Source organism: Pseudomonas sp. LPB0260, from assembly GCF_013388395.1.
On sequence record NZ_CP058247.1, the window covers coordinates 293,899 to 312,073 of the forward strand.

General features: G+C 67.1%; 10 protein-coding genes. 6 read left to right on the forward strand and 4 right to left on the reverse strand.

Translation table 11 applies throughout. The features are described from left to right. Window positions 1–6: 6 nt before the first annotated feature. From LPB260_RS01260 to LPB260_RS01275, 4 genes are all read left to right on the forward strand, one after another. Window positions 7–2,205 (forward strand): response regulator, encoded by a 2,199-nt coding sequence (locus LPB260_RS01260; protein ID WP_208706846.1) that lies wholly within the window; start codon window positions 7–9, stop codon window positions 2,203–2,205. A gap of 12 nt (window positions 2,206–2,217) precedes the next feature. After that, complete coding sequence (locus LPB260_RS01265) at window positions 2,218–3,270, forward strand: chemotaxis protein CheB (protein WP_208706847.1); 1,053 nt, start codon at window positions 2,218–2,220, stop codon at window positions 3,268–3,270. Between the two features lie 2 nt (window positions 3,271–3,272). Beyond that, a complete protein-coding gene (locus tag LPB260_RS01270; RefSeq protein WP_208706848.1) occupies window positions 3,273–6,848 on the forward strand; it encodes an EAL domain-containing protein in 3,576 nt (1,191 codons plus the stop codon). A gap of 110 nt (window positions 6,849–6,958) precedes the next feature. Continuing rightward, window positions 6,959–7,936, forward strand: a complete 978-nt coding sequence (locus LPB260_RS01275) for a cysteine synthase A (protein ID WP_208706849.1) — start codon at window positions 6,959–6,961, stop codon at window positions 7,934–7,936. Window positions 7,937–7,963: 27 nt separating this feature from the next. Here the strand turns inward: LPB260_RS01275 and LPB260_RS01280 are convergent, their stop codons facing one another. Beyond that, window positions 7,964–8,725, reverse strand: a complete 762-nt coding sequence (locus LPB260_RS01280) for a Mut7-C RNAse domain-containing protein (RefSeq protein ID WP_208706850.1) — start codon at window positions 8,723–8,725, stop codon at window positions 7,964–7,966. Between the two features lie 327 nt (window positions 8,726–9,052). Between LPB260_RS01280 and LPB260_RS01285 the strand changes: the two genes are divergently transcribed. Next, window positions 9,053–11,131 carry a bifunctional diguanylate cyclase/phosphodiesterase gene (locus LPB260_RS01285; protein ID WP_208706851.1) on the forward strand — a complete coding sequence of 693 codons (2,079 nt, stop codon included), beginning with the start codon at window positions 9,053–9,055 and terminating at the stop codon, window positions 11,129–11,131. 165 nt (window positions 11,132–11,296) lie between these two features. Continuing rightward, window positions 11,297–12,031, forward strand: coding sequence for an SDR family oxidoreductase (locus LPB260_RS01290; protein ID WP_208706852.1), 735 nt, complete (start codon window positions 11,297–11,299; stop codon window positions 12,029–12,031). A 114-nt stretch (window positions 12,032–12,145) separates the two neighbouring features. On the opposite strand, the gene LPB260_RS01295 is transcribed toward LPB260_RS01290, so the two are convergent. The 3 genes from LPB260_RS01295 to mexE form a co-directional block, all read right to left on the reverse strand. Beyond that, a complete protein-coding gene (locus tag LPB260_RS01295; protein ID WP_208706853.1) occupies window positions 12,146–13,534 on the reverse strand; it encodes an efflux transporter outer membrane subunit in 1,389 nt (462 codons plus the stop codon). After that, complete coding sequence (locus LPB260_RS01300) at window positions 13,531–16,704, reverse strand: efflux RND transporter permease subunit (protein ID WP_208706854.1); 3,174 nt, start codon at window positions 16,702–16,704, stop codon at window positions 13,531–13,533. Before LPB260_RS01300 ends, LPB260_RS01295 begins: the two co-directional genes overlap by 4 nt. 91 nt (window positions 16,705–16,795) lie before the next feature. Next, window positions 16,796–18,031 (reverse strand): multidrug efflux RND transporter periplasmic adaptor subunit MexE, encoded by a 1,236-nt coding sequence (gene mexE / locus LPB260_RS01305; RefSeq protein WP_208706855.1) that lies wholly within the window; start codon window positions 18,029–18,031, stop codon window positions 16,796–16,798. Window positions 18,032–18,175: the final 144 nt, after the last annotated feature.

Below are 18,175 nucleotides of genomic sequence, written 5' to 3' on the forward strand. Positions count from 1 at the left end.
CCGCCCATGAGCCTGGATCGCAAGGCGCTGCAGGAACGCTTGCTCGACAGCTTCCGGATCGAGGCCGGAGAGCGCCTGGCCGTGCTCGCCGACACCCTGGCCAACTGGCGTCAGGCGGGGGCCAGCGGCGACTCCATCGAGTCGCTGTTCCGCGAGGTGCACAGCCTCAAAGGCGCCGCCAGAGCCGTGGGCCTGGCGCCCATCGAGCGACTCTGCCATGCCTGGGAGAGTCTGCTGAGCGCCGCACGTGGTGGATTGCTTGAGTTGACGGCGGAGCGAGTCGAACTGTGCCGGCATGCCCTGCGCCTGGTGCAGCAGTTGCACCTCGGCGAGAGTGTCGAGGCGGGCGCGCCCGAGCAGTGTTGCGAGCGCCTGGAAAGCGCCGCGAGCGGCGAGGCGGTCAGCCTTCCGGCGGCTGTCCCAGCCGCCGTGGCGCAGCCGCAGGAGCCGGGAACGGTGAGGGTTTCGGCGCGGCGCCTGGACAACCTGCTGTTCCACAGCGAGAGCCTGTTGCAGCTCAAGCTCGAGGCCCAGGCCCATGCCCGCCGCCTGCGCGAACACGCCGCCGCCTTCGAGCCGCAGCGCGGCAGGCGCCTGCTCGGTGCCGGCCACCTGAAGCGCCTGCACGCCCAGCTCGACGAGCTGCCGCTGGCCAGCCGCGACGCCCTCAAGGGCGTGCTCGACTACCTGAACTGGAGCCAGGCCCAGCTCGATCAGCTGCACTTCGAGGCGATCCACCTGGCCAAGGCCGGGCAGCACCTGGCGCAAGGCCTGAGCCAGCTGTCCGAGGCCCAGGTCGGCGAGCTGCAGGCGGTACTGCTGCTGGCCGGCAGCACGCTGGTGGAGGGCCTGCCGGCCATGGTCCAGGACCTGGCCAGCCAGTCCGGCAAACGCGTCGAGCTGCAGGTACGCGGCACCGACCTGCAGGTCGACAAGCGCATCCTCGACGAACTGCGCACGGTGCTCACCCACCTGCTGCGCAACGCCGTGGACCACGGCCTGGAGTCTCCCCAGCGGCGCGAGGCCAGCGGCAAGCCGGCGGTCGGGCAGATTCAGGTGGAGCTGCTGCAGGAGTCGGCGGATCGCTTCGAGCTGCGCGTGCAGGACGACGGCGGCGGCATCTCGGCGGCTCCGCTGAAGGCCAAGGCCGTCGCCGCCGGGCTGCTCACCCCGGAACAGGCCCAGGCACTGAGCGAGGCGGAAAGCCAGCGGCTGATCTTTCGCTCCGGGCTGTCGACCAGCGCGCTGATCACCGACCTGTCCGGGCGCGGCCTGGGCATGGCCATCGTCCAGGAGGTGGTCGAGCGCCTGGGCGGGCGCATCGAGCTGCAATCCAGCCCCGGCCAGGGCACCTGCTTCCACCTGCACCTGCCGCTGAGCCTGTCGACCTTCCGCGCGGTGATCGTGCGCAACGCCGAACGCACCTTCGCCATACCGGCGCTGGCGGTCGAGCGCTGCCTGCGCCTGCCGGCCGGTGCGCTGAAGAACCTGGAGAACCGCCCCTCGCTGGCCCTCGACGGGCGCGTCCTACCGGTCTGGGCCCTGGCCGACGTGTTGGGCCTGAGCGGCTCGGCGGGCAGCGACGACGACCTGACCCTGCTGGTGCTCAAGGTGCACGGCGAGCCCTTCGTGTTGTTGGTCGACGAGCTGCTCGGCGACCAGGAGATCACCGTGAAGAACCTCGGCAAGCAGTTGCTGCGGGTGCGCAACCTGCTGGGCGCGACCCTGCTCGGCGACGGCCAGCTGGTGCCCATCCTGCATCCGGGCGACCTCTACCGCAGCGCCCTGAACGTCGGTGCCGGCAGCCTGCAGCGCAGCGAGGCGGAGGCGCCCGGCGCCACGGCGCAGCGCCTGCTGATCGCCGAGGACTCGTTCACCTCGCGCGGCCTGCTCAAGGCCATCCTCGAGGGGGCCGGCTACCAGGTCACCACCGCCAATGACGGGCTGGAGGCCTGGAACGCCCTGAAGCAGGGCGCGTTCGACCTGCTGGTGTCGGACGTGGAGATGCCGCGCATGGACGGCTTCACCCTCACCGCGCGGATTCGCGGCGACCGTGAGCTGGCGGAACTGCCGGTGGTGCTGGTGACGGCGCTGCACTCGGCCGAGGACCGCGCCCGCGGCCTCGAGGTCGGGGCCAGCGCCTACCTGGTGAAAAGCGGCTTCGAGCAGGACAGCCTGCTCGACGCGATTCGTCGTCTGATCTGATTGGGAGCTGTCATGCGCGTACTGATTGTCGACGATTCGCCGGTGCTGCGGGTGCTGCTGCGCACGGTGCTGGAGAGTGAGGGTTTCGAGGTGCGCGAGGCCGACAGTGGCGAGCAGGCCTTGCGCCTGCTGGAAGGCTATCAACCGGACATCATCACCATGGATGTGCATATGCCGGGCATGGATGGCTATGAAGCCACCGCGCGGATACTGGAAAAGTACGCACTGCCGGTGGTGGTATTGACCGCCAGCGCCAACCTGTACGGCGCCGCCACGGCCATGCATGCGCTGGAAGCCGGCGCCCTGGCCGTGCTGGAGAAGCCCCGCGGGCCTGGGGCGGCGAACTTCGAGGAGCGGGTCGAGGAACTGCTGGGCACCCTGCGCAACATGGCACAGGTCAAGATCGTACGCCGTCCCCGCTCGTTGAAGAAGGGGCCGGCGCCAGCGGAAGGCAGCCCGCTATACACCGGGCGCCCACGCTTGGTGGCCATTGCCGCCTCCGCCGGTGGTCCGGTGGCGCTGAAGGAGCTGCTGTCACGCCTGAAGGCCCAGCAGCCCTGGCCGATGCTGCTGGCCCAGCACATCGCGGCCGGATTCGTGGCCAGCTTCCGCGACTGGCTGGCGAGCATCTGCACCATCTCCGTGGTCATCGCCGAACACGGCCAGGCGCTGCAACCGGGGGTCCTGTACCTGTCGCCGGATGGCAAGCAGTTGGGGGTCGGCGCCGATCTGCGGGCTCAGCTACGGAGCAGGAATGGCGAGGCGTACTGCCCTTCGGCCGACCATCTGTTTCGCAGCGTTGCGCTGTCCCTCGGCAATCAGGCGATTGCCGTGCAGCTGTCTGGAATGGGCCGTGACGGCGCCGAGGGGCTGCTCGACCTGCATCGCCTCGGCGCTCTCACAGTCGTTCAGGAGCCGGCCAGCGCGGTGATCGATGCCATGCCGCTGGCGGCGATCAGATTGCATGCGGCGCGCCAGGTGCTGCCGCCCGAGGCGATTGCCACCCTGCTCAATACGATTGCCTCGCGCGGTGCTACCTGCAGCACCCTGCCGGGAGGAGAGTAACCATGTTCACGGATGCTGAAATTCTCATCGTCGAGGACAGCCCGACCCAGGCCGCCGAACTGCAGTTCCTGCTCGAGGCGGCCGGTTGCCAGACGCGCATCGCGCGCAACGGCGTAGAAGGCTTGGCCTGCCTGGCCGAACGACTGCCGACCATCGTCATCAGCGATATCGTCATGCCGGAGATGGACGGCTACGAGCTGTGCCGCCAGCTCAAGGGCGATCCACGCACGTCGAGCATTCCGGTGATCCTGGTCACCAGCCTCGCCGACGCCCGGGACGTGGTGCATGGCCTGGCGTGCGGCGCCGACAACTTCATCGTCAAGCCCTACGACGAGAAGTACCTGATGTCGCGCATTCGCTATTTCATGGTCAATCTGGAGCTGCGCAGCAACGAGCGGGTGCAGATGGGCGTGGAAGTGGTGCTGGAGGGCGAGCGCCATTTCATCACCGCCAGCCGCCAGCAGATCCTCGACCTGCTGATCTCCACCTATGAGCAGGGCGTAAGGCTCAACCACGAGCTATTGGCCAAGCATGACGAGCTGACCCGCAGCAACTCGCTGCTCAACTGCCTGTTCCAGTTCACCAGCGGTCTGACCGACGCCAATAGTCAGCGTCACGTCATCGACGCTGCCTTGGGGCGCATCCTCGAATTCCCCAACGCGGTCGGTGCCTGGCTGCTACTTGCCGACGGTGCAGAGCAGGTTGGCACCCTGCGCGTGGCGGACGCCCGGGGCCGCGATGGCGACTACAGCCTGGAGCGCCTGACGGCCTGCTCCACGGACTGCCCGTGCCGGCATGCCTGGCTGAGCGACCAGCTCAGCGTGCCGAGCAATATCGCCGGCTGTCCGGCCCTGGCGCAGATGGCCGAGCACAGTCACGCCAGCATCCCGCTGCAGCTCGGCGGCGAGACCATCGGCATGCTCAATGTGGTGCGTAACAAGGGCCAATCCTGGCCGGAGGATGCACTCGTCGCACTGGCCTCCATCGGTCGCCAGTTGGCCATGGCGCTCGGCCGGGTACGGCTGTTCGAGAGCCTGGAGCAGCTGGTGGAGCAGCGCACCCGGGCCCTGGGACAGAGCGAGGCGCTGCTGCGCAAGATTCTCGACAACCTGCCGGTCGGCGTGTCGGTTGCCGACAGCAAGGGCCGCCTGATTCTCAGCAACCCGGAGAACGGCCTGATCTGGGCCGGGCCGCAGCCGGCGGAGCTGGACGAATACTCACGCTACCGGGGCGCCTGGACGGAGCATGGCGAGCCCCTGGATGCGCCAGATTGGCCATTGGCCCGGGCCGTTCGCGAGGGCAAGGTGATGCGCAATGAGATCATCGATATCCAGGCCTTCGATGACTCGCACAAGACCACGCTCAATTCCGCAGTGCCCTATCTGGACGAACACGGCGTGGTGCAAGGCGCCATCGCGGTGATCCAGGACATCAGCGAACAGCGCCAGCGCGATCTGGAAATACGCATCCGCACGCGGGCCATGGAGGCCAGCGTCAATGCCATCGTGATCACCGACAACCAGCGCGAAGATCAGCCGATCGTCTACGTCAACCCGGCCTTCGAACGCATCACCGGTTACCGCAGCGAGGAAGTGCTCGGGCGCAACTGCCGCTTCCTGCAGGGCACCGACCGCGAGCAACCGGAGCTGGACAGCATCCGCCGGGCCCTGGGTGCCGAGGAGGAGGGCAGGGCCGTCCTGCGCAACTACCGCAAGGACGGCTCGGCCTTCTGGAACGAACTGCGCCTCGCCCCGGTGGTGAACGATCGCGACAAGATCAGCCACTTCGTCGGCATCCTCCACGACATCACCGAGGCCAAGGGCTATCAGGAGGAACTGGAGCACCAGGCCAACCACGACAGCCTGACCGGCCTGCCCAATCGCAACCTGCTCAACGACCGCATCCTCCAGGCCATAGCCTTCGCCAGCCGCAACGAGGGCCTGTTCACCCTGGCCTTCATGGACCTGGACAACTTCAAGGTGGTCAACGACAGCCTCGGCCACAACGCCGGTGACCAACTGTTGATGCAGGTCGCCGAGCGCCTCAAGGCCTGCGCCCGGGAGATCGACACCGTGGCGCGCCTCGGCGGTGACGAGTTCGTCATCCTGCTGGCCGATGGCGGTCAGATGACCAAGCGCCTCGGCGGCCTGGAGCGCTTCAAGCAGAGCGTCGCCGCGCCCCTGATACTCGACGGCCAGGAAGTGGTGGTCAGCTGCAGCATCGGCTTCTGCTGCTTCCCCGAGGACGGTCGTGATATCAGCACCCTGTTGCGCAACGCCGATACCGCCATGTACCAGGCCAAGCACCAGGGACGTAACCGCATCTGCGCCTTCACCCCGCAGATGAACGAGCAGATGCAGCGGCGCCTGCTGCTCGAGCGCGAGATGCGCCATGCCCTGCAGCACAACGAGTTCCAGGTGGTCTACCAGCCGCAGCTGGACCTGCACAACGGGCGCCTGTGCGGCTTCGAGGCTCTGGTGCGCTGGAGCCAGGGCGGCAAGACGGTGATGCCTGACGAATTCATCCCCCTGGCCGAGGAGACCGGGCTGATAGTCGGCATCGATTTCCATGTCTTCGACGCCGTCTGCCGACAGTTGCAGGACTGGAAGTACCTGCTGCTCAACGGCAGTATCGCGGTGAACTTCTCCGCCATCAGCTTCATGGCGCCCGACTTCGTCGAGCGCATCCAGGCCATCCTGCGCCAGCATGAGGTGGCGCCATCGATGGTCAAGCTGGAAGTCACCGAGTCCATGCTGATGACCAACGCCGATGAGGTGCTGGCCCGCATGCGCGCGCTGATCGACGTGGGCATTCGCTTCTCGATCGACGATTTCGGCACCGGTTATTCGTCGCTGGGCTACCTCAAGCGGTTTCCCTTCAGCGAACTGAAGATCGACCGCAGCTTCGTCACCGACGTGCACCTGGACCCGGACAGCGCCTCCCTGGCGCGCTCGATGATCTCCATCGGCCATAACCTGGGCATCAAGGTGATCGCCGAGGGCGTGGAGAACGCCGAGCAACTGGGCTTTCTGCGTGCCGCCGGCTGTGACGAGTTGCAGGGCTACTACTACTCGCCGCCGCTGCCACCCCAGGCCTGCATGCAGTTCCTCGACGAAGATGGCGAACTGCAGCTGCCGCCCCTCATGGCCGGCGAGCCAGTGTCCTACCTGTTGCTGATCGACGACGAGCCCGGCGTCCTCAATTCGCTGCGCCGCGAGCTACGCCAGGAGAACTACCAGATACTGGTTGCCGGCAACAGCGTGGAAGCCTTGAACCTGCTGGCGACCCATCCGGTGGATGTGGTGCTGACCGACCTGCGCCTGCCCGACATGAACGGCGTGGAGTTCCTCAGGCGAATCAGGATGATCTATCCGGAAATCATCCGCATGGTGCTCAGCGGTTCCACCGAAGTGCGCAATATCCTCAAGTCGGTCAACGAAGGGGTGATCTACCGCTTCATCACCAAGCCCTGGGACGCCGACGATCTGCGCAGCCAGCTGCGCGACGCCTTCGCCCAGCGGCAACTGGTACAGGAAAACCAGCGCATGCGCGAACAGCTGATGACGCTCAAGCGCTGAGGCGGGCCGGCGTTCGGCCCGCCCGGCATTGCTTCGGCACTCCTGCCCGGCCTGCAAGCGGCCGTATAGCCCACTAGACTGAGAGGGTTACAGCTGGCTGGAGGTGCACCATGAACCTGCGCGAGGGTTTTATCGGTGCGATCGGCAATACACCGCTGATCCGGCTTGCCCGGCTCAGTGAAGAAACCGGTTGCGAGATACTGGCCAAGGCCGAGTTTCTCAACCCCGGCGGTTCGGTAAAGGATCGCGCCGCCCTGGGCATCATCGAGGACGCCGAGCGTAGCGGCCGACTGCGCAGCGGCGGCACCGTGGTCGAGGGGACCGCCGGCAACACCGGCATCGGCCTGGCGCACATCTGCGCGGTGCGCGGCTATCGCTGCATCATCGTGATACCCGACAACCAATCCCCGGAAAAGCTGGAGCTGTTGCGCCACCTGGGCGCCGAGGTGCGCCCGGTGCCGCCCAAGCCCTACAGCGACCCGCACAACTACCAGAAGATCGCCGGGCGCTTGGCCGCGGAACTGCCCGGGGCGATCTGGGCCAACCAGTTCGACAACACCGCCAACCGCGAGGTGCACTACCGCACCACGGGCCCTGAGATCTGGCGCGACACCGAAGGACGGGTCGATGCCTTCGTCTGCGCCACCGGCACCGGCGGCACCCTCGCGGGCGTGTCGCGCTATCTGAAGGAACGCAACCCGGCGGTACGCATCGTTCTCGCCGACCCCATGGGCAGCGCGCTCTACCACTGGGTACTGGATGGCGAGCTGCTGGCCGAGGGCAGCTCCATCACCGAGGGCATCGGCACCAGCCGGGTGACGGCCAACCTCAAGGACACCCAGATCGACTCGGCGCTGCAGATCGACGACCAGCAGTGCGTCAACATGGTCTACCGCCTGCTGCGTGAGGAGGGGTTGTTCGTCGGCAGCTCCAGCGGCATCAACCTCTGTGCGGCGGTCCGCCTGGCCAGCGATCTGGGCCCCGGGCATACCCTGGTGACCCTGCTGTGCGACCGCGGCAGCCTGTACGCCAGGCGCCTGTTCAATCCCGCCTGGTTGCGGGAAAAAGGCCTGCGTGTGCCGGATTGAGCGCGCCGGGATGCGCGCAAGGTTGCCCTAGCGGGGCGCTGGATCGCTGCCTGGCTCCAGCAGTGGCGCCAGCAGGGCGCACATGTTGCGCCAATGGCTGCCCTCCCAATACAGGCGGCGGCAGCCGGCACAGTGCATGAAGCGCGAGTAGCTGTAGCCGATGCGACTGGGCAGCCGTTCGCGGGCCTCTTCGAGATCGCTCGGCTGCAGCGGCAGGTTGCAATGCAGGCACAGGCTGAACGGCTTGAAGCTGCGCGCCAGGTCCAGTCGCTCGACCAACTCGCGCAGCTGCCGGGCCGGTTTCAGCGCGTGCACGTAACAACCGTGGCTGATCACGCTGCGCTTGAGCAGCTCGCGGTCACGGGTCAGCACGATGCGGCCTTGCTGCGCCGCCAGCTCGGCGATGGCCGCGTCCTCGAAGTGATTGTCGTAGAGCGTGTCGAAGCCCAGCATGCGGAGCAGGCGGGCCAGTCCGCCGAGATGGGCGTCGGCGACGAAGCGCAGCACCCGCAGCGGCCGATCACGGACCTTGAGCAGCGGGCTGATGTCCAGACGCTCGAACTTCGGATAGACCGCCACCCGGTCGCCGTCCAGCAGCATTCGCTCGAAGCCGACCGACTCGCCGTTGAGCAGTACCAGCTCGACCTCGGTATGGGGCACGCCGAGGGCCTCGATCATGTGCTTGACCGTCGCCGCCTGCGCACAATCGCACTCGAACGCCCTGCGCCGCCGCGCAGGCGCCAGGAAGTCGTTGAGCTCCTCATAGAAGCGAAAAGTGGCACTAACCATGCCTACAAGCTTAGCCCGACTGCGGACTCGCTCCCGACGCTGCGCGGCACCCGGGGCAGGTGCCCGCGCCGCCGGCAGGCTGCTATAGATAGGGAATCACTCCAGCTTTGTTCAGCAAGTGGCTGTTCCGTTTCAAATTTTGGGTAACGGCTCACAGCTTTATTGGTTAAGATCCCCGGCACTTGTCGCGGAAATGTAGCTGCAAGTGGCCTGCATGAAGCCGGTGCTCCCAGTCGGGATGCGCTCGCCTCGCCAGGGCGCCGGCTCCACTCCAGAACTTAACCCTCTGTTCCCGGGCTGTCGCCCGGCGGCGTATAGAGCGTTGCCATGCTGATTGCGAGCTACGATTTTTCCCTGGTGCTGACATCCCTGGCGGTGGCCATGCTGGCCTCCTATACCGCCCTCGACCTGGCCGGGCGTATCGCCACGGCCAAGGGCCTGGCGCTGCCCCTGTGGATCGCCGGCGGCGCGTTGGCCATGGGCATCGGCATCTGGTCGATGCATTTTATCGGCATGCTCGCCATGAGCCTGCCGATCCCCCTCGGCTACGACCTCGTCATCACCCTGTTGTCGCTGGCCATGGCCGTGCTCGCCTCGGGATTCGCCCTGTGGCTGGTGAGCCAGCCACAGATGCCACGCTGGCACTGGCTGCTCGGCTCGCTGGTCATGGGGGCGGGCATCAGCGCCATGCACTACGTGGGCATGCAGGCCCTGCGCATGCAGCCGGGCATCGATTACGACCCCGTGCTGTTTGGCCTGTCCCTGCTCATCGCCGTCGCCGCTTCTGCGGCCTCGCTGTGGATCGCCTTTCGCCTGCGCCTGCCCGGACCATCGGTGCGCCTGGCAAGGGCCGCGGCGGCCCTGGTCATGGGCGGCGCCATAGTCGGCATGCATTTCACCGGCATGGCCGCGGCCAACTTCCCGCTCGACAGCTTCTGCCTGGCCGCCGGCACTGGCCTGGACAGCGCCTGGCTGGCGGGCCTGGTCGGTATCGCGACGCTGACGGTGCTGGTGATTGCCCTGCTGACCTCGCTGCTCGATGCGCGCATGCAGGCGCAAGTCGCCAGGCTGAGCGAGTCCTTGGCCCTGGCCAACCGCGAACTGACCCAGTTGGCGCTGCATGACCCGCTGACCAAGCTGCCCAACCGTCTGCTGCTGGAAGACCGAATCGGCCAGAGTATCCACAAGATGGAACGCAGAGGTGGCCATTTTGCGCTGATGTTCATGGACCTGGATGGCTTCAAGCCGGTCAACGACGCCTTTGGCCATCACCTCGGCGACATGCTGCTGTGCGCGGTGGGCGAGCGCCTGCGCCAGCGCCTGCGGGCGCAGGACACCCTGGCGCGGGTCGGCGGCGATGAGTTCGTGCTGCTGGCGGAGCTGCGCGAGGCAGACGATGCGGTGAGCCTCGCCGAGCAGATCGTCCAGCTGATCAGCCAGCCCTTCACCATTGGCGAACACGAGCTGCGCGTCTCCACCAGCGTCGGCATTGCCCTCTATCCCGGCGATGGCGAGGATCAGCAAGCCCTGCTGCGCAATGCCGATGCGGCCATGTACCACGCCAAGGGAGCGGGGAAGAACGGCTACAGCTTCTTCGAGGCGTCGATGAACGCCAATGCGCGCAAGCAATTGCAGCTGCTGCATGACCTGCGCATGGCCCTGGAGCGCGATGAGTTCCGCCTCTACTACCAGCCCAAGTTCGATGCCCGAAACGGCCGACCGACCGGTGCCGAAGCCCTGTTGCGCTGGCAGCACCCCGAGCGCGGCATCGTCTCGCCGGCCGAGTTCATCGAACTGGCGGAGAAGACCGGGATGATCATCCCCATCGGCGAGTGGGTGCTCGACCAAGCCTGCCGGCAGATGCGCCAATGGTACGAACAGGGTCACCGCGACTGGCGCGTGGCGGTGAACCTGTCGGCGCTGCAGTTCTGCCATGCCGGCCTGATCGACAGTGTCGCCAAGGCGCTGCGGCAGCATGCGCTGCCGGCCAACTGCCTGACCCTGGAGATTACCGAGACCACCGCGATGAGCGATGCCGACGCGACCCTGCAGGTGCTCAATCGCCTGGCCGAGATGGGTGTCGACCTGTCCATCGACGACTTCGGCACCGGCTACTCCAGCCTGCTCTACCTCAAGCGCCTGCCCGCCAACGAGCTGAAGATCGACCGCGGCTTCGTCAGCGATCTGGTGCATGACAGCGACGATGCGGCGATCATCTCCGCCATTGTCGCCCTGGGCCAGGCGCTGAACCTGCGCATCGTCGCGGAGGGCGTGGAAACCCAGCAGCAGAAAAGCTTTCTCACCGAGCTGGGCTGCAACTCGCTGCAGGGCTTTCTGCTCGGCCATCCGCTGCCGGCTGACCAGTTCATCCAGGCCCTGGCCGGCGGCGCGACGGTCACCGCCTAGCCCGCCCGCCCCCTGGCAAAGGCGGAGATTCCACTAGGCGCCGGGCCCGCCGAGGGATGACTGGTCGGACACGATCGGCCAAAGGCGGCTATACCACTGCTAAAGACGTGCACGGCGTTCGCCGGATCCGCGGTGGATGCTTGAGCCGCACGCTCGGGAGTGCCCATGCCGAAAGTAGCCATAGTCACAGGCGCCTCGCGGGGAATAGGGGCAGCCATTGCCAAACGCCTGGCCGCCGACGGCATCCGCGTGGTGGTGAACTACACCTCGCGGCCGGCCGACGCCGAGCAGGTGGTCCGCGACATCGCCCGCGCCGGCGGCCAGGCCTATGCGGTGCTGGCCGACGTCAGCGACCCGGTCGCGGTCGAAGCATTGTTCGACCAGGCTGAGGTGGAGTTCGGCGCCGTCGACATCCTGATCAACAACGCCGGGATCATCCAGCCCGGCATGGTCAATCTCGCCGACAGCGACGATGGGCTGTACCAGCGGCTGTTCGCGATCAACACCAAAGGCACCTTCAACACCCTGCGCCTGGCGGCGACGCGTCTGCGCGAAGGCGGGCGGATCGTCAACTTCTCCTCCAGCGCGGTGGCCCTGGCGCTGCCGGGCTATTCGCTGTTCGCCGCCTCCAAGGCCGCGGTGGAATGCCTGACCCGGGTATTCGCCAAGGAGCTGCGCGGGCGCAGCATCTGCGTCAACGCCATCGCCCCGGGGCCGACTGCAACCGACCTGTTCCTCAGTGGCAAACGGGTGGAACTGGTCGAGCGGCTGGCCAAGCAGGCGCCCCTGGAGCGCCTCGGCAGCCCCGCGGATATCGCCAATGTCGTGGCCTTTCTGGTCAGCGAGGAGGGCGACTGGGTCAACGGCCAGGTGATAGGGGTCAACGGCGGCCTGATCTAGCCGTGCACGGTCGGCGCGCACCTTGGCGCGAGCAAAAAAATGCCCCAGGGTCAGGAGCGACAACCTGGGGCGAAGAGGGTTGGCGAGCAACACCAACCTGGGAGTGAGCAAGGATCAGGCCTGGGGTTGCCAGCCGCCGCCGAGGGCCTTGTAGATGGCCACGATGCCGCGGTACAGCTCGACCTCCGCCTGGGCCTGGGCATCTTCGGCGGCCAGGCGCTCACGCTCGGCATCCAGCAGCACGAGGAAGTCCACCGTGCCTTCGCGGTAGCGGATGGCCGCCTGTTCGGCGGCGGCGCGACTGGCCTCGGACTGGCGCAGCAGGGCGATTAGCTGCTGCTGGGTCTTGGCGTAGTCGCTGAAGGCGTTCTCGGTTTCCTCCAGGGCCAGCAGCACCTGCTGTTCATAGCTCGCCAGCGCGCCCTCGGCGTCAGCCTCGGCGCCGCGCAGGCGGGCGCGCACGCTGCCCAGGTCGAAGGCCGCCCAGCTGATGCTCGGCGCCAGGCCCCAGGCCCGGGCCGCCGAGGCGCCCAGCTGCGAACCCCGACCGGCGGTGAAGCCGAGGAAACCGCTCAGACTGACCCGCGGGAACAACTCGGCGGTGGTCACGCCAATGGTCGCGCTGGCGGCCGCCACGCGGCGCTCCGCCGCACGTACGTCGGGCCGCCTGCGCAGCAACTCGGCTGGGTCGCCGACCGGCAGGGCCTTGGCGATGGCCGGCAGCGGCCGCGCAGACAGATCCACGCGCAGTTGCTCCGGGCGCTGGCCGAGCAGGGTGGCGATACGGTTGCGCGCGCGCAGCTGTTTGCCCTGCAATTGCGGCAGGCTGGCCTCGACGGCGGCCAGACGGGCTTCACTGCGCAACACATCCAGCTCGCTGCCGACGCCGGCATCGCGCAGTTGCTCGACGATGCCCCGCGACTCCCGCTGATTGTCCAGGTTTTCCCGGGCGATGGCTTCACGCAGCTGGGCGCCGCGCAGCCTGCCGTAGGCCTCCACCAGCTCGGCGATCAGGCTGACCTGCAGCTGGAAATAGTCCGCCTCGACGACCTCGATCTGCGCCTCGCTGGCCTCCAGCTGACGCTGAATGCGGCCAAACAGGTCCAGCTCCCAGGCCATGTCCAGGCCCAGGTCGTAGCGTTCGCTGCTCAGCCGCCGCTCACTCACCCCGGGTTGTTGCGCCTTGCCCAGTGCGCTGCTGGCACGCCCGGTGACGGTCGGCAGGCGGTCGTTGGCGACATCGTCGCGAATGGCCCGGGCCGCGCGCAGGCGGGCGAAGGCGACGCGCAACTCGCGGTTCTCCCGCAGCGATTGCCGGACCAGCTGATTCAGGGTCGGATCGTCGAACTGCTGCCACCAGAGCGCCTCGAAACGCGAGCGATCGTAGTCCTGGTGCTCGGCGCCGAGCACGCGCGCCGCCGGCGTGTCCGGCGCCCGATAGTCCGGGCCGACGGCGCAGGCGCTCAATGCCAGGGCGAGCAGGGCAGGGGTCAGGGCCTTCATGCCTGCACCTCCTGCAAACGCTTGGCCTGCCTGGCCTCGCGGCCCTCGACGAAGGCGCGAATCAGCACATAGAACACCGGCGTCAGCAGCAGGCCGAAGAAGGTCACCCCGAGCATCCCACTGAACACCGCCACCCCCATGGCGTGGCGCATCTCGGCGCCGGCGCCGGAGGACAGCACCAGGGGCACCACGCCCATGATGAAGGCGAAGCTGGTCATCAGGATCGGCCGCAGGCGCAGACGGCAGGCCTCCAGCACCGCCGCGACGCGGTCCAGGCCTTCTTCCTGTTTCTCCTTGGCAAACTCGACGATCAGGATGGCGTTCTTGCAGGCCAGGCCCACCAGCACGATCAGGCCGATCTGGGTGAAGATGTTGTTGTCACCGCCGCTGAGAATCACCCCGGTGATGGCCGACAGCAGGGTCATCGGCACGATCAGTATCACCGCCAGCGGCAGGCTCCAGCTCTCGTACTGGGCGGCCAGCACCAGGAAGGCCAGCAGTACGCAGAGCGGGAAGACGAACAGCGCGGTGTAACCGGCGAGGATCTGCTGATAGGTCAGCTCGGTCCACTCGAAGTTCATGCCGTTGGGCAGCTCCTCCTTGAGCAGTTTGGCCATGGCCGCTTCGGCCTGTCCGGAGCTGTAGCCGGGCGCCGCGCCACCGTTGATCTCGGCGGTGAGGAAGCCGTTGTAGTGCATCACCCGGTCAGGACCGGCGCTGCCCGAGACCTTGACGAAGGTCGACAGCGGCACCATCTCGCCGCGCTTATTGCGCACCTTGAGCTGGCCGATCTGCTCCGGCTCAAGACGAAATTTCTGCTCGGCCTGGACGTTGACCTGGTAGGTGCGGCCGAAGCGGTTGAAATCGTTGGCATACAACGAACCGAGATAGACCTGCATGGTGTCGAAGATGTCCTCCACGGCCACCCCGTGGCTCATGGCCTTTTCCCGGTCGATGTCGGCATCTACCTGGGGCACGTTGACCGTGTAGCTGGTGAACAGTCCGGCCAGTTCCGGCACCTCGCGGCTCTTGGCGATGACGTTCTGCACCTGCTTGTACAGCTCCTCGTAGCCGAGGTTGCCGCGGTCCTGCACCTGCACGCGGAAACCGCCGATGGTGCCCAGGCCCTGCACGGGCGGCGGCGGGAAGATGGCGATGAAGGCGTCCTGGATCTCGGCGAACTGACCGTTGAGCTGGCCGGCGATGGCGCCGGCGCTCATGGACGGGTCCGTGCGCTGATCGAACGGCTTGAGCGGGGTGAAGACGATGCCGCTGTTGGGGCTGTTGGTGAAGCCGTTGATCGACAGTCCCGGAAAGGCCACGGTGTTCTCCACCCCGGGGTGCTCGCCGGCGATCTCCGACATGCGCTTGATCACGGCCTCGGTGCGGTCCAGCGTCGCGGCGTCCGGCAGCTGGGCGAAGGCCACCAGGTACTGTTTGTCCTGGGGCGGCACGAAGCCGCTCGGGGTGTTGGCAAAGCCCAGGTAGGTCAGGCCCATGAGCCCGCCATACACCAGCAGGGCGATCGAACTGCCGCGCAGCACGCGCTGCACGGTGCGGCCATAGCCGCGACTGGCGCGCTCGAACAGGCGATTGAAGGGCGCGAACAGCCAGCCGCCGAACAGCTTGTCGAGTAGGCGGGAGAAGGCGTCCTTGGGCGCGTCGTGGCGGCGCAGCAGGGCGGCGGCCAGGGCCGGCGACAGGGTCAGGGAGTTGAACGCGCTGATCACCGTGGAGATCGCGATAGTCAGGGCGAACTGCTGGTAGAACTGGCCGGTGAGACCTGAGATGAAGGCGGTCGGCACGAACACCGCGCAGAGCACCAGGGCGGTGGCGACGATCGGCCCGGTGACTTCCTTCATCGCCTGGCGGGTGGCCTCGACCGGGGACTTGCCCAGGCCGATATTGCGCTCGACGTTCTCCACCACCACGATGGCGTCGTCCACCACGATGCCGATGGCCAGCACCAGGCCGAACAGCGACAGGGCGTTGAGCGAGAAGCCCAGCAGGTGCATCACCGCGAAGGTGCCGATCAGCGACACCGGTACCGCGACCAGGGGAATGATCGAGGCGCGCCAGGTCTGCAGGAACAGGATCACCACCAGCACCACCAGGACGATAGCCTCGAGCAGGGTGTGCACCACAGCCTCGATCGAGCCACGGACGAAGATGGTCGGGTCGTAGACGATCTCGTAGTCCACGCCCTGGGGAAAGCTCTGCTTCAGTTCGGCCATGCGCGCGCGCACGGCGTCGGAAATCGCGATGGCATTGGAGCCGGGGCGCTGGAACACCGGGATGGCCACCGCCGGCTTGTTGTTGAGCAGTGAACGCAGGGCGTACTGGCTGGAACCCAGCTCGATGCGGGCGATGTCCTTCAGGCGGGTGATCTCGCCGTTGTCGCCGGCACGCACGATGATGTTCTCGAACTCCTCCTCGCTGACCAGGCGGCCCTGGGTGTTGATCGACAGCTGGAAGCTGTTGTCGCCGGCAGACGGCGGCGCACCCAGGGCGCCTGCGGCCACCTGGCGGTTCTGCTGGCGAATCGCGGTGACCACGTCGCTGGCCGTGAGATTGCGCGATGCCACCTTGTTCGGGTCGAGCCAGACCCGCAGCGAATAGTTGCCCAGGCCGAACAGCTGCACGTCGCCGATGCCGTCCAGGCGCGCCAGTTCATCCTTGACGTTGAGCGCGGCGTAGTTGGACAGATAGAGCATGTCGTAGCGGTCGTCCGGCGAGGTCAGGTGGACCACCATGGTCAGGTCTGGGGAGGCCTTGTCGACCGTCACGCCGAGGCGCTGCACCTCGCTGGGCAGGGTCGGCATGGTGCGGGTGACGCGGTTCTGCACCTGCACCTGGGCGCTGTCGAGCTCGGTACCCAGGGCGAAGGTGATGGTCAGGGTCAGCTTGCCGTCGGCGGTCGCCTGGGACGACATGTAGAGCATGTCCTCGACGCCGGTGATTGCCTGCTCCAGGGGCGAGGCGACGGTTTCGCCGATCACCTTGGGGTTGGCACCGGGGAAGTTGGCACGCACCACCACGGTCGGCGGCACCACTTCCGGGTACTCGCTGATCGGCAGCTGGAACAGCGAGATGGCGCCGCCGATCAGGATCAGCAGCGACAGCACGGCGGCGAAGATCGGTCGCTGAATGAAGAATTGCGAGAAGTTCATCGGTAGTCCTTGGGCACCGCTGCACGCGGCCTAGAAGGCCCCGCACACGCTACGGTCTGGGGTGGGGTGCGCCGGGCGCACCCATGCGTGGTCAGCCGCGGGGTATGCCGGGCTTGCTGTGCTGTTCGGCAACGCGGGGTGAGTTGTGGCTTTCAACCGCCTGGCGCAGACGGGCGAGGTTGGCCAGGGTCTGCTCATCGGCCATGGGCACCGCCTGCGGCTCGACCGGCGAGCCGGGCAGGACCCGCTGCAGGCCGTTGACCACGATCCGTTCGCCCTTGACCAGGCCGCTGCGCACGATGCGCAGGCCGGCGACCTTGGGCCCCAGTTCGACGGCGCGGTAGCTCACCCGGTTGTCCTCGCCGAGCACCAGGACAAACTTGTTGCCCAGGTCGGTGCCCACCGCCACGTCCTGGATCAGGGCGGCGGCGTAGGTGCTGCTGCCAACCAGCTTGAGGCGGGCGTAAAGGCCGGGGGTGAAACGACCCTCGCTGTTGTCGAACACCGCGCGGCCGCGGATGGTGCCGGTCTGCGGGTTGACCTGGTTGTCGAGGAAGTCCAGCCGGCCCAGGTGCGGGTGGCCTTCTTCGTCGCTCAGGCCTAGATAGACCGGGCTGGCCGCGCGGACATCGGTCCGCCCCTGGCGCGCCAGTTCGAGGTATTTGAGAAACACCCGCTCATCGGCATCGAAATAGGCGTAGACCCGGTCGGTGCTGACCACCGAGGTCAGCAGCGTCTGCCCGGCGCCGACCAGGTTGCCGGCCGTGACCCGGGCGCGGCTGACACGGCCATCGATCGGCGCGGTGACGCGGGTGAAGCTGAGGTTGAGGCGGGCGTTGTCCAGTTCGGCCTGGATGCCGGCCACAGCGGCCAGTGCCTCTTGGGCTGCACTGGCGCGGGCATCGGCCAGCTCGGCGGAAATCGCATTACTCTTGCGCAGGCGCTCGCCGCGGCGCGCCTCACTGGCGGCCCGGGCCTGGGCGGCGCGGGCCTGCTGGAGCTGGGCCTCGAGACGCTTGACCTCGGCCTGAAAGGGGCGTGGATCGATCTGGAACAGCAGGTCGCCGCGCTTGACCAGGCCACCCTCGTCGAAGGCCACCCGATCGATAAAGCCGGACACCCGCGGTCGGATTTCCACCGACTCTGGGGCCTCGAGACGCCCGGTGAATTCATCCCACTCGTTGAGCGGTTGCTCGATGACCGTCGCCACGCTGACGTTTGGGGCCGGCATCTGCTGCTGGCTCTGCGGGGCCTCGCCGCAGGCGCCGAGGGCCACCAGCGCAGCGAGTGCCAGGGGCAGGCGCCAGAGGGTGTTGGGCTGTTCCATGTGATTGTCCGCCACTTACTTTTATGGATGGGCGGAGTCTGCATCGCAAGCGGGTGGCGCACGAATCGAACGGCGCGAAGGTGGGTATCACTGGCAGTGATGAGTGCGCTGCTGGTATCGATTGCGCCGATAGTGCCCGAGACA

Coding starts and splice junctions, on each gene's coding strand:
- LPB260_RS01295 (WP_208706853.1), bottom strand. CDS start 13,534: ATGAAGGCCCTGACCCCTGCCCTGCTCGCCCTGGCATTGAGCGCCTGC.
- LPB260_RS01265 (WP_208706847.1), top strand. CDS start 2,218: ATGCGCGTACTGATTGTCGACGATTCGCCGGTGCTGCGGGTGCTGCTG.
- LPB260_RS01285 (WP_208706851.1), top strand. CDS start 9,053: ATGCTGATTGCGAGCTACGATTTTTCCCTGGTGCTGACATCCCTGGCG.
- LPB260_RS01270 (WP_208706848.1), top strand. CDS start 3,273: ATGTTCACGGATGCTGAAATTCTCATCGTCGAGGACAGCCCGACCCAG.
- LPB260_RS01275 (WP_208706849.1), top strand. CDS start 6,959: ATGAACCTGCGCGAGGGTTTTATCGGTGCGATCGGCAATACACCGCTG.
- mexE (WP_208706855.1), bottom strand. CDS start 18,031: ATGGAACAGCCCAACACCCTCTGGCGCCTGCCCCTGGCACTCGCTGCG.
- LPB260_RS01260 (WP_208706846.1), top strand. CDS start 7: ATGAGCCTGGATCGCAAGGCGCTGCAGGAACGCTTGCTCGACAGCTTC.
- LPB260_RS01280 (WP_208706850.1), bottom strand. CDS start 8,725: ATGGTTAGTGCCACTTTTCGCTTCTATGAGGAGCTCAACGACTTCCTG.
- LPB260_RS01300 (WP_208706854.1), bottom strand. CDS start 16,704: ATGAACTTCTCGCAATTCTTCATTCAGCGACCGATCTTCGCCGCCGTG.
- LPB260_RS01290 (WP_208706852.1), top strand. CDS start 11,297: ATGCCGAAAGTAGCCATAGTCACAGGCGCCTCGCGGGGAATAGGGGCA.